The sequence below is a fragment of the Bhargavaea ginsengi genome, from assembly GCF_900109165.1.
GTDB classification, from domain to species: Bacteria; Bacillota; Bacilli; order Bacillales_A; family Planococcaceae; genus Bhargavaea; species Bhargavaea ginsengi.
This window is the reverse complement of record NZ_FNZF01000002.1, coordinates 125112-137599: the sequence shown is the minus strand read 5'-3', so window position 1 is coordinate 137599 and position 12488 is coordinate 125112. Positions and strand designations below refer to the sequence as shown.

Sequence of the window (12488 nt, the reverse complement as noted above, 5' to 3'; positions counted from 1 at the left end):
TCATCTCCGTTGTATTCTTTTCACCAAACTGCCCTATGTAACGGGTGAAAGGGGGGAGAAAACATGGCAAACATCGTCTTCAAAAACGCATCCATCCGGCTCCACTTTGACGCCGGCCTGGACGGGGATGGAAAGCCCGTAGTCAAGCTGAAAACGTACCGGAATGTGTCCGGGTCGGCTGACGCGGAGTCTCTGGCTGCTGTGGTAAGTGCGCTCGGAAGCTTGTCAGATTACCCGTACATCGCAGCGGAAAAGATTGAGACCGCAGAAATCACGGAATACTGACCGCATCATCAGGCGGATAAAAGAAAGGGGGGAAGAGGATGAACCAGACACTGGAACTTGTATTCAAGACGGCCGGAGGAAAGCGGATGACCCTCACTGTGGACAAACCCAGGGAAGGCCTCACGGAAGCGGAGGTACGCCAGGCGATGGACGAAGTCATCGCAAGCGGCGTGTTCGGCACGGATGGGCATCCGGCCGAGTCGGCCGAAGCCGCCCGGATTGTTTCCCGCGGCGTGACGGATATCATCACTGCGTGATCCACGGTTCCCCGGCCTTGCCGGGGAACCTTGTTTTGGTTGGGGAAATAACGGAAAGGTGGACACCTTTATGCAGGATTGGATGACGTTTATCCAGGATCTCGGATTCCCGATCTTCGTATCGTTTTATCTGATGCACCGGGTGGAGACCAAGCTGACCGCCATTCATGATGCACTCGTGTCGCTGAAGGCCGGATAGTTCATCGGATTGTCGGAAAACCGGGGCAACTGATGTTGAAGGCCGCACCGGTATCCGATAAGATGAAAGATAAATGATGAAGCAAAGGCGGTATTGCTGATGAAGAAACTCACGGCAGCAGCAGCGCTTTTCATCCTGGCTGCGCTTGTGCTCGGAGCGTGCAACGCAGGGAAATTCGAAGGGGATTTCTCATGGGATGTTAAGCCGTTTGAATACACGAACCAGCACGGTGAAGCCGTCTCGCTGGAAGACCTGGAAGGCCAGCCATGGCTCGCCCAGTTTGTCTTTACCAACTGTACATCGGTCTGCCCGCCAATGATGTTCAACATGGCGGAAGTCCAGGATCACCTGGCCGAGGCAGGCGTTGAAGATTACAAGATCGTTTCATTCAGCGTCGATCCCGAATTCGACACACCGGAAAAGCTTCAGGAGTACCTGGATACCTTTGAAGTCTCGGATCAGTCCAAATGGGAAATGCTGACGGGATATACCATGGACGATATCGCCGACCTGGCGGTAAAGTCATTTAAAGTTCCGGTCATCGCACCTCCGCAGGATTCGGACCAGGTCACACACGCTTCCTCGTTCTTCCTTGTGAACCAGGAAGGAAAAGCAGTCAAGAGCTATGATGGTTATATGGAAGTCCCGCATGATATCATTGTTGAAGACATGAAAGCATTGATCAAGGCGGGATCTTGAAAAAAGCCGGCGCAAGCCGGCTTTTGCCGTGGAAGGGGAACAAGGATGGGCAAACGGTTAAATATGAAGAAGAAGCGTAAACGCCTGCGAAAAGGCGGATGCCTCATTGCGGCACTCATCTTTCTTATACCTTCGCTGATTGTTGTCTATATGATGACGGCCCTTTTCTGGTCAGCGATCCGGGACATTCCGTTTATCCGGGAACTGAACGAATATGCAGCCCATACGCCGGACAGGCTTTTCGACATCCAAGTGCCGGAGAACTACGTGCCGCTCTATAAAGAAGCAGCGGATGAATACGGGATTCCGTGGACGCTTCTTGCTGCCCACCACCGGGTGGAGACCCGGTTCAGCACGATGGATCCCCTCGTTTCTCCGGCAGGCGCGGAAGGCCATATGCAGTTCATGCCATGCACATGGGTGGGCTGGTCGCACCCGAGCTGTTCCGAACTTGGCAGAGGGGACATCCCGGAAGAAGTGAAGACTGATCCGGAAGCCATCCGATCCTACGGGGGCTATGGACTCGATGCCGATGGGGACGGGAAGGCGGATCCCTTCAGCCTGAGCGACTCTCTCTACAGCGCCGCCAGTTACCTTTCCAGGAACGGGGCGGCAGAAGGGGAGCTGGAGCAGGCAGTCTTCCTTTATAATCACAGTGAACGCTACGTGGAGGAAGTCATGTCGTTCTACAGGGACTACGAGCAACGATCAGATGAAATCACAGGAAAATGAAGGCATACAAAAAGAGGACCGTTTCCGGCCCTCTTTTTTGTTTGTTCAATTAAGCTCTGCGCATAGCTTTAAGAATAAAGCTGACGACGAACACAAGAATCAGTGCGCCGATCAGTGCAGGAATCAGGGCGATGCCAGCAACATCCGGTCCAAAGTCACCGAATAGTGCACCACCGATCCAAGCACCGATGATACCTGCAATGATGTTGCCGATGATGCCACCAGGGATGTCTTTCCCGAGGATCATACCGGCGAGCCAGCCGATGATTCCGCCTACGATCAGATACATTAAGAATTCCATGTTGCCTTCACTCCTTCTAAAATTTTTATAATGCCGTTACAGTACTTTATATATCCAAAAGTGTTCGGGCTAAAACCTAATATGCCCCAATCAAATACAAAAAACCTTAGAAAAAGATGGATTCTGAATGATTTAAATATTGAAATATCAATCTCTTTCCTTTATAATCGAGAAAAGCAATAAGGAGATGGACGCGATGGACATGGAACGGATGAAGGTTCTTGACCGCCACGCATTTCTGTTTGCCCTGGTGCACAGTCTGTTCGTCGTTTCCCTTGCCTATGACTTTCTCAGCTTCTACTGAAGCCAAAAAAACACAGATGGAAATCCGGTTATCCGTATGGGTGGCCGGATTTTTCATGTATTCGAAAAAGTAACGAACGAGTCAAAGAGTAGCATTTACTGAAGCGGAATGTTCATTTTCTGAATGGTTCCGTCAAAAGTGATTCGTTTTCCTTATATCCTTCAATCAACATAATGTAATTTACTTATCGGACAGGATTCGATAAGATAAGGGAGAGAAAAGTGGATCCATCCGTCTTTTCACGCAGAAATAGAGGAGGAAAAGCAATGGCTAAGAGCACGCAAAAAGTTAAAAGCAATCTGCACAACAGCCGCCAGTCATTCGAGCTGAATGGCAAGACGTACAACTACTACCGTCTGAAGGCTCTGCAGGATGCAGGCATCGCTGATGTATCACGCCTGCCTTACTCCATCAAAGTGCTGCTGGAATCTGTCCTTCGTCAGCACGATGGCTATGTTATCAAAGATGAGCACGTTGAAAACCTTGCAAAATGGGGCACGGATGTAGACCCGTCCGCGGAAGTGCCATTCAAGCCTTCCCGCGTCATCCTTCAGGACTTCACAGGTGTTCCGGTCGTCGTCGACCTCGCTTCCATGCGCCAGGCGATGGCGGACCTCGGCGGAAACCCGGATGAAATCAACCCTGAGATCCCGGTTGATCTCGTCATCGACCACTCTGTACAGGTAGACCGCTATGGTTCGGAAGAAGCACTCCGCCTGAACATGGAACTTGAGTTCGAACGCAACGCAGAGCGTTACCAGTTCCTGAACTGGGCACAGAAGGCCTACGATAACTACCGTGCCGTACCTCCGGCAACAGGGATTGTCCACCAGGTTAACCTCGAGTACCTCGCAAGTGTTGTACACGAAATCGAAAACGAAGACGGCACATTCGAAACGTATCCGGATACGCTCGTCGGAACCGACTCCCACACGACGATGATTAACGGGATCGGCGTTCTCGGCTGGGGCGTAGGCGGTATCGAAGCGGAAGCCGGCATGCTCGGCCAGCCTTCGTACTTCCCGCTTCCGGAAGTCATCGGTGTCAAGCTGACTGGCGACCTTCCGAACGGCGCGACGGCAACTGACCTTGCACTCCGTGTCACACAGCTTCTCCGCGAAAAGGGCGTTGTCGGCAAATTCGTCGAGTTCTTCGGCCCTGGCGTCGCACAACTTCCGCTTGCGGACCGTGCGACCATCGCCAACATGGCACCTGAATACGGCGCAACTTGCGGCTTCTTCCCGGTTGACGAAGAATCCCTCAACTACATGCGCCTGACAGGCCGTGAAGAAGAACATATCGCAGTCACGAAGAAATATCTTCAGGAAAACGATATGTTCTTCACTCCAGACAACGTGGACCCGACATATACAGACACGGTCGAACTCGACCTTTCCACAATCGAGCCAAACCTTTCGGGCCCTAAGCGTCCTCAAGACCTCATCCCAATGTCCCGCATGAAGGAAGAGTTCAACAAGGCGATCACGGCTCCGATGGGCAACCAAGGCTTCGGTCTGAGCGAAAAAGAAATCGACAAAAAAGGCACAGTCGAGTTCGAAGACGGCCGCACAGTCGAAATGAAGACCGGTGACCTCGCGATTGCAGCGATCACATCTTGCACGAACACGTCGAACCCTTACGTTATGCTCGGCGCCGGACTCGTTGCGAAAAAAGCGGTCGAAAAGGGCATCCGCCCGCCGGCATACGTCAAGACGTCGCTCGCACCAGGTTCGAAAGTCGTTACAGGCTACCTCGAATCCGCAGGTCTCAACACGTACCTTGACCAGATCGGCTTCAACACAGTCGGCTACGGATGCACAACGTGCATCGGTAACTCCGGTCCGCTTCTTCCGGAAATCGAAAAGACGATCATGGACAACGACCTGCTCGTATCCTCCGTCCTTTCGGGTAACCGGAACTTCGAAGGCCGGATCCACCCGCTCGTCAAGGCAAACTACCTGGCTTCGCCTCCGCTCGTCGTCGCTTATGCCCTCGCAGGCACAGTGAACATCGACTTCGAGAAAGAGCCGATCGGACGCGCTGCGGACGGAACGGACGTCTTCCTGAAAGACATCTGGCCATCCACTGAAGAAGTGAAGGCTGAAATCGAGAAGACGGTCACACCTGACCTCTTCCGCAAAGAATACGAACATGTCTTCACGGAAAACGAGCGCTGGAACGCAATCGAAACAACGGATGACTCCCTGTATGACTTCGACCCAGAGTCGACTTACATCCAGAACCCGCCGTTCTTCGAAGGCCTGTCGAAGGAAGCAAGCCCGATCCAGACGCTTGCAGACCTCCGCGTCATCGGCAAGTTCGGCGACTCGATCACGACTGACCACATTTCCCCTGCAGGCGCGATCGGCAAAGATACGCCGGCAGGCAAGTACCTGCGTGAGCGCGGCGTAGAGCCACGCTACTTCAACTCGTACGGTTCCCGCCGCGGTAACCACGAGGTCATGATGCGCGGTACATTCGCGAACATCCGGATCCGCAACCAGATCGCGAAAGGCACAGAAGGCGGCTACACGACTTACTGGCCGACCAAAGAGATCCTGCCGATCTATGATGCAGCGATGAAGTATCAGGAAGACGGTACGGGCCTCGCGATTCTCGCAGGCAAAGACTACGGCATGGGCTCTTCACGTGACTGGGCTGCGAAGGGCACAAACCTTCTCGGCATCAAGACAGTCATCGCCGAAAGCTACGAGCGTATCCACCGTTCGAACCTCGTCATGATGGGCGTACTTCCGCTCCAGTTCATGAAGGGCGACAGCGTGGAATCCCTCGGCCTGACAGGCGAAGAGGCGATCAGCGTCAACCTCACTGACAACGTGAAACCGCGCGATGTCCTCACGGTCACTGCGACTGCTCCGGACGGCTCCGTCAAGGAGTTCCAGGCACTTGCACGCTTCGACTCCGAAGTGGAAGTTGACTACTACCGCCACGGCGGCATCCTTCAGATGGTTCTCCGTAACCGCCTGAAAGCCAACTGATCAAACTGAGTGACCAACAGCCTGGAGAGGACATCCTCTCCAGGCTGTTTTTGTATGCGGCGAGATCATGCTGCTCCGGACATCGCCGGCTGCTATCCGGTATAATGGCAGGGAGGTGAAGATGATGTATGTCAATGAAACGTCAGTTAAGGTACGTTATTCGGAAACCGACCAGATGGGTGTCGTATACCATGCCAACTACCTGGTATGGATGGAGATCGGACGCACATCACTGATCGAGGATATCGGCTTCCGCTACGATAAGCTGGAGGAAGAAGGCTTTCTTTCTCCGGTGATCGACCTGAACATCAGCTATAAAAACGCAATGCGCTACGGGGAATCTGCAATCATCCGTACGTGGATCCAGTCGCACGGACGGCTGCGGACGACATACGGCTATGAGATCCTTCACGGGGACGGCACGGTTGCCGCGACCGGACAATCCGTACACACGCTTGTCCATAAGGAAACGTTCCGGCCGGTCGGACTGCGCAAGGCCGATCCGGAATGGGATGCAAAATACCGGGAACTCGCCAGGGAGCTTGTGTGATGGCATTCGGCGTCAAGCGGCAGGAAGTATCCGAGTGGAAAGAAGCCGTCAGCAGGGGAGAAATTGCATTCCTGACGCATTTTTGGCTTGATGACCGTTTTCCGGGCTGCCGGACCGTCACCAAGGCCGGGTGCGCAGATCTGGCGAAGCTGGAAGCCTGGGGCAGGCAGTACGGACTTCATCCGGATTGGATCGACCACAAGGAGCGTTATCCGCACTTTGACCTGTTCGGAGAAAGGGAATATGAAATCCTGAAGAAAGAGGGAAGGGAAGACCTGATTGAACGCTTCAGGCTGACCGGTATACAAAAAGCGTGAATCCGCTGCGGGATTCACGCTTTCTCTTTTTCGTATCCGTATTCAGGTTCGTCCAATGCGGCATCATAACCGACAACGAGGTCATGTCCGTCAAAGTACCATTCATCGTCGGACTCGACAAAATAGGTGATGCCGTCCGACTCCGCTTGCGCGGACGGGTTTTCCGGTTCTTCCACCGACAGCCCGAGTGAAAAGCCCGGCTGAAGGCCCGAGCCGCCGTAGCGGACCGTGAATCGTACTGAAGCGCCGGCTTCCAAGCCCATTTCTTCATAAAACCATTTCTGCGCGTCATCGGAAATTCTGATCTCCATGGAACACACCGCCTTCCGTGGTCTCCCTACAGTATACTAAAGCCACTTCACCTTTGGCTCGGTTCCCGCCTTGATGCGGCCGATGTTCGCCCGGTGGCGGTAAAAGATGAATGCGGACAGGACGATGATGACAATCAGCAGGTACAGATCGCCCGTCCTGACGTAGTTGATGATCGCATAAATCAGCGCAATGACACCCATTGCCATCGAGGTGAGGGAGACGATCTTCGTCAGCTTAAGGATAACGAGGAAAGAAACGATCAGTACGAGGAAAAACGGCCAGCTATAACCGAGAATGACGCCTCCGGACGTCGCAACAGCCTTTCCTCCCCTGAATTTCGCAAACACGGGGAACATATGGCCGACAACTGCCGCGATGCCCAGTGTCAGCGGATGGATGCCCGAATCCGCAAATGCCGGTATCAGCAGAAGGAGCACAGCAGCGGTCCCTTTGAAGATGTCCATGAGCGTGACCGCAATGCCGGCCGGCTTTCCCAGCACGCGGAAAGTGTTGGTTGCACCGAGGTTGCCGCTGCCCGATTCACGGATGTCTTTGTTGTAGAAGAGCTTCCCGATCCAAAGCCCCGAAGGCACAGAGCCAAGTAAATATGCGATGAGAAGCACAATTGCCGTATCCATAGCAAACCTCTTTTCGATATAAGGGTTGGTCTTAACAGTCAGTCTCAGTTTACATCATCCAAGACACACGCACAATGCCCTCAATACAGGGTCAAACGACTGGAATCCCCAGCAAACATTGCAACGGCGGGCTTCAGTAGTCTACAATGAAGTGCGGGACTATCGGACCGGCAGTTGGACACAAGCCGGCGAAACAAGTACAATAGGAACATATACGAACAAACGTTTGATGGAGGAATCCTCTTGGCCAAAATTACAGAAACCATGAAATACAACGACGACTCGATCCAGGTGCTTGAGGGACTTGAGGCTGTACGCAAACGGCCCGGCATGTACATCGGCTCGACCGATACACGCGGCCTTCATCACCTTGTGTATGAAATCGTCGACAACTCGGTCGACGAGGCGCTGGCAGGATTCGGAGAAGAGATCAATGTCACCGTCCATAAAGACGGCAGCGTCAGCGTAAGGGACCACGGGCGCGGAATGCCGACGGGCACCCACAGCACCGGTAAACCGACGACGGAAGTTATTCTGACCGTCCTGCATGCCGGCGGGAAATTCGGGCAGGGAGGATACAAGACAAGCGGCGGACTGCACGGCGTCGGCGCATCGGTTGTCAACGCCCTCTCTGAATGGCTCGAGGTGACCGTCTTCAAGGACGGCAAGAAGTTCCGCCAGCGTTTTGAGGGCGGGGGGCATCCCGTCACGACACTGGAAGAGATCGGCAAGACACGCGAGCGCGGGACGCTTCTCCGGTTCAAGCCGGATCCGACCATTTTCTCGACAGTAAAATACAATTATGAAATCCTGAGCGAACGGCTGCGCGAATCGGCCTTCCTGCTAAAAGGAATGAAAATCACCCTGTCTGATGAGGGAAGCGGACGGGCGGATGAGTTTCTTTATGAATCCGGCATCATGGAGTTTGTCGGATATTTAAATGAAGAGAAAGATACGATGCATAAAGTAGCCTATATCGAAGGGGAACAGGACGGGATCGAGCTCGAATTCGCTTTCCAGTTCACCGACGGCTACTCGGAGACGATTCTGTCCTTCGTCAACAACGTCCGGACAAAGGACGGCGGGACGCATGAGACAGGTGTCAAGACTGCGATGACGCGGGTCTTCAACGAATATGCCCGGAAAGCGGGACTGCTGAAAGAAAAGGACAAGAATCTGGACGGGGCGGACATCCGCGAAGGGATTTCAGCAATCATCTCGGTACGGGTTCCGGAGGCGCTGCTCCAGTTCGAAGGGCAGACCAAAAGCAAGCTCGGCACCAGCCAGGCGCGCGCGGCGGCAGACGCCGTCGTTTCGCAGAAACTCATGTACTACCTGGAAGAGCATGCAGAGCTCTCCGCCACACTCGTCCGCAAGGGGATCCGTGCCCAGCAGGCCCGTGAAGCGGCCCGCAAGGCTCGGGAAGACGCGCGTTCCGGCAAGAAGCGGAAGCGCTCGGAAATGCTGCTGTCCGGCAAGCTGACCCCGGCACAGTCGAAAAACGCAGCGAAGAACGAACTATACCTCGTCGAGGGTGACTCTGCCGGCGGCTCCGCGAAACAGGGTCGCGACCGTACCTTCCAGGCGATCCTGCCGCTTCGGGGAAAGGTCATCAACACGGAAAAGGCGAAGCTTGAGGACATCATGAAGAATGAAGAGATCTCAACGATCATCCACACGATCGGAGGGGGCGTCGGCTCCGACTTTAATGTCGATGATATCGCCTACGACAAGATCATTATCATGACAGATGCCGACACTGATGGCGCCCACATCCAGGTGCTGCTACTGACCTTCTTCTACCGCTACATGAAACCGCTCATCGAGGCCGGCAAAGTCTATCTCGCACTGCCGCCGCTCTTTAAAGTGTCCAAAGGCACCGGCAAAAAAGAGAAGATGGCCTATGCCTGGACAGAGCGCGAACTGGATGCAGCCATCCAGGAAGTCGGAAAAGGCTATATCCTCCAGCGCTATAAAGGTCTCGGCGAGATGAATGCCGACCAGCTCTGGGATACGACAATGAATCCCGAGACCCGTACACTCATTCGCGTTACGATCGAGGACGGGGCAAAATCCGAGCGGCGCGTCACGACGCTCATGGGAGACAAAGTTGAGCCGAGGAGGAAGTGGATCGAGGACAACGTCGACTTCGGCATGGAAGACGGCGCGACGATCCTAGAAAATGAATTCCTGACGGCCGAGACAGCTGAGGAGGAACAGGCATGACGGAAACAGCACGATACCAGGACCTCCCGCTAGAAGAGGTCATCGGCGACCGCTTTGGGCGCTACAGTAAATACATTATTCAGGACCGCGCGCTTCCCGATGCACGGGACGGACTGAAACCGGTCCAGCGGCGCATCCTGTTCGCAATGATGGAAGAAAACAATACACACGACAAGGGCTTCCGGAAATCGGCGAAAACGGTCGGGAACGTCATCGGTAAATATCACCCGCACGGCGACTCTTCCGTATACGAAGCCATGGTCCGGATGAGCCAGGACTGGAAACTCCGGCATCCGCTCATCGAGATGCACGGGAACAACGGCTCGCTCGACGGCGACCCCGCTGCTGCCATGCGTTATACGGAAGCCAGGCTTTCCGCAATCGCTTCAGAAATGCTGCGTGATATCGGCAAGCGCACCGTAGACTTTATCCCGAACTACGATGATAACGAAAATGAGCCGACAGTTCTCCCTGCAATGCTGCCGAATCTGCTCATCAACGGTTCGACGGGCATTTCAGCGGGATACGCGACAGATATCCCGCCTCACGCCCTCCACGAAGTGATCGATGCGGTTCTTATGAGGATCGATAATCCTGCCGTGACGACGGATGAACTGATGACCGTCCTGCAGGGGCCGGATTTTCCGACAGGCGGAATCATCCAGGGTGCGGAAGGCATCAAAAAAGCTTACGAGACGGGCCGCGGAAAGATCATTGTCCGCTCGAAGACCGAAATCGAAAAGATCCGCGGAGGCAAGCAGCAGATCGTCATCACCGAAATCCCGTACGAAGTGAACAAGGCCCATCTCGTCAAGAAGATGGACGAGCTCCGGATCGACCGCAAGCTTGAAGGCATTTCGGAAGTCCGTGACGAATCAGACCGCACCGGCCTCCGGATCGTCGTGGAACTCAAGAAAGACATCGACGGGGAAGCCATACTCCAATACCTCTTCAAGAACACTGACCTTCAGGTAAGCTACAGCTTCAACATGATTGCAATCGATGAACGCCGTCCGAAGCTGATGTCGCTCGGCATGCTGCTTGATGCTTATATCGCTCACCGGAAAGAAGTCGTCACGAAGCGTTCGGAATACGACCTTCTGCGCGCAAAGGACCGTCTGCACATCGTAGAAGGGCTCATGAAGGCCCTCTCCATCCTTGATGAAGTGATCCGGACGATCCGGGCATCCAAGGACAAGCGGGACGCTAAAAACAATCTGATCGAATCGTACAGCTTCACTGAACCGCAGGCTGAAGCGATTGTCTCCCTCCAGCTCTACCGTCTGACAAACACAGATATCACCGAGCTGAAAAAGGAAGAAGGAGAGCTGAAAGCGCTCGTTCAGGAACTCACGGAAATCCTCGGCTCCGAGAAAAAACTGATGCGGGTCATCAAGTCCGAACTCAAAGATATCCGCAAGCGCTTCTCGGAACCCCGACGTTCAGTGATCGAGGCGAAAATCCAGGAAATCAAGGTCGACCTCGATATCCTGATCCCGAGCGAGGACGTCGTCGTCACGGTCACGAAAGACGGCTATGTCAAGCGCACGAGCCAGCGCTCGTACGGGGCATCGGGCGGCCGTGACTTCGAGATGAAGGAGACCGACCGGCTGCTGTACGGCGGCACGCTCAACACCCAGCAGTCACTCCTGCTCTTCACGTCTTCCGGCAATTACATTTCCCAGCCTGTCCATGAGCTTCCGGATATCCGCTGGAAAGACCTCGGCCAGCACATCTCGAGCATTATCCCGCTGAGTCCTGAAGAAGAGATCATTGCCGCAATCGGCATCGAATCATTTGACAGGGAGGACACCGATATCGTCACTGTCACCAAAGGCGGATTCATCAAACGGTCCGCACTTGCCGACTATCAGGTTAAGCGCACTAACCGCTTGTACAAGGCGGTGTCCATCAAAAAAGGGGATGCCCTGCAGTCTGTCCACCTTGCAGGGGCCTCGGACGAAGTGCTGCTCTTTACCCATCTGACCTACGGGCTCCGCTTCCCGCTTGAGGAAGTCGCTCCGACAGGTGTCCGTACTGCGGGGGTCAAAGGCATTAACCTGAAAGACGGCGATTATGTCGTATCTTCCATTCTCCGATCGGCGGATGATGAGCGCTCGCTGATTCTTGCAACACATCGGGGTGCCGTCAAACGGATGCCGATCAGTGAATATGAACTCGGTTCACGTGCAAAACGGGGACTCGTGTCATTAAAAGAACTCAAATCCAACCCGCATCGGATTGCAGGTGTCGTCCTCGCCGACAAACAGGACACCGTCATCCTGCGAACGGACAAGGATGCGGAAGTACCCGTATTGCCTCATGCTTACCGGATGGCCGACCGTTATTCAAACGGCAGCTTTGCCGTCGACCAGAAAGAGGACGGTTATGTCACTGCGGTCTATCTGGCCGTCGACATGGAAACTAAAGAAAATGAACAGGCATAAATGAATACTCCCCCTGTCCGCAGGCCATCCGGGCTGCAGGCAGGGGGAGTTTATGTTGAAGCATTATGTTGCCGGTTTCATCATTCATAGGGTCGGTTTCTGCATTCGCGCCCGCAATTTCGTCATTCACGGGCTCAATTTCGTCATTCGCCCCAGTCGGGCACTCCAATGACGAGATCATCCGGTGGAATGACGAAATCAGAAGGCCGAATGACGAAACTA

The 12488-nt window shown here is 54.2% G+C and carries 13 protein-coding genes; 10 read left to right on the top strand and 3 right to left on the bottom strand.

Translation table 11 applies throughout. The features are described 5' to 3' along the window. The first annotated feature begins 63 nt into the window (after positions 1–63). The 5 genes from BMX91_RS05880 to BMX91_RS05860 all read left to right on the top strand — a co-directional run bounded on the left by BMX91_RS05880 (position 64) and on the right by BMX91_RS05860 (position 2172). On the top strand, positions 64–285 hold the full coding sequence (locus BMX91_RS05880; protein WP_092051056.1) for a DUF1659 domain-containing protein: 222 nt from the start codon (positions 64–66) through the stop codon (positions 283–285). 38 nt (positions 286–323) lie between these two features. Continuing rightward, positions 324–542 carry a DUF2922 domain-containing protein gene (locus BMX91_RS05875; protein ID WP_092051054.1) on the top strand — a complete coding sequence of 73 codons (219 nt, stop codon included), beginning with the start codon at positions 324–326 and terminating at the stop codon, positions 540–542. 70 nt (positions 543–612) lie between these two features. Further along, positions 613–741, top strand: coding sequence for a YvrJ family protein (locus BMX91_RS05870; RefSeq protein ID WP_092051052.1), 129 nt, complete (start codon positions 613–615; stop codon positions 739–741). Positions 742–840: 99 nt separating this feature from the next. Next, positions 841–1440, top strand: a complete 600-nt coding sequence (locus BMX91_RS05865) for an SCO family protein (RefSeq protein WP_092051050.1) — start codon at positions 841–843, stop codon at positions 1438–1440. A 45-nt stretch (positions 1441–1485) separates the two neighbouring features. Then, a complete protein-coding gene (locus tag BMX91_RS05860; protein ID WP_245744304.1) occupies positions 1486–2172 on the top strand; it encodes a lytic transglycosylase domain-containing protein in 687 nt (228 codons plus the stop codon). 49 nt (positions 2173–2221) lie between these two features. On the opposite strand, the gene BMX91_RS05855 is transcribed toward BMX91_RS05860, so the two are convergent. Beyond that, positions 2222–2473, bottom strand: a complete 252-nt coding sequence (locus tag BMX91_RS05855; protein WP_008298338.1) for a GlsB/YeaQ/YmgE family stress response membrane protein — start codon at positions 2471–2473, stop codon at positions 2222–2224. 570 nt (positions 2474–3043) lie between these two features. Between BMX91_RS05855 and acnA the strand changes: the two genes are divergently transcribed. The 3 genes from acnA (at position 3044) to BMX91_RS05840 (ending at position 6643) form a co-directional block, all read left to right on the top strand. After that, entirely contained in the window at positions 3044–5776 is a 2733-nt protein-coding gene (gene acnA, locus BMX91_RS05850; protein ID WP_092051048.1) for an aconitate hydratase AcnA, read from the top strand. Positions 5777–5900: 124 nt separating this feature from the next. Beyond that, complete coding sequence (locus tag BMX91_RS05845) at positions 5901–6326, top strand: acyl-CoA thioesterase (protein ID WP_092051046.1); 426 nt, start codon at positions 5901–5903, stop codon at positions 6324–6326. Next, positions 6326–6643 carry a hypothetical protein gene (locus BMX91_RS05840; protein ID WP_092051044.1) on the top strand — a complete coding sequence of 106 codons (318 nt, stop codon included), beginning with the start codon at positions 6326–6328 and terminating at the stop codon, positions 6641–6643. Before BMX91_RS05845 ends, BMX91_RS05840 begins: the two co-directional genes overlap by 1 nt. A gap of 14 nt (positions 6644–6657) precedes the next feature. Here the strand turns inward: BMX91_RS05840 and BMX91_RS05835 are convergent, their stop codons facing one another. Continuing rightward, entirely contained in the window at positions 6658–6954 is a 297-nt protein-coding gene (locus tag BMX91_RS05835) for a HesB/YadR/YfhF family protein (RefSeq protein WP_092051042.1), read from the bottom strand. Positions 6955–6990: 36 nt separating this feature from the next. Continuing rightward, complete coding sequence (plsY, locus tag BMX91_RS05830; RefSeq protein WP_092051040.1) at positions 6991–7593, bottom strand: glycerol-3-phosphate 1-O-acyltransferase PlsY; 603 nt, start codon at positions 7591–7593, stop codon at positions 6991–6993. Positions 7594–7857: 264 nt separating this feature from the next. On the opposite strand from plsY, the gene parE reads away from it, so the two are divergent. Further along, a complete protein-coding gene (parE, locus tag BMX91_RS05825; RefSeq protein ID WP_092052101.1) occupies positions 7858–9819 on the top strand; it encodes a DNA topoisomerase IV subunit B in 1962 nt (653 codons plus the stop codon). Continuing rightward, entirely contained in the window at positions 9816–12266 is a 2451-nt protein-coding gene (gene parC / locus BMX91_RS05820) for a DNA topoisomerase IV subunit A (protein WP_092051038.1), read from the top strand. The genes parE and parC overlap by 4 nt, the downstream gene beginning before the upstream one ends. Positions 12267–12488 lie beyond the last annotated feature (222 nt).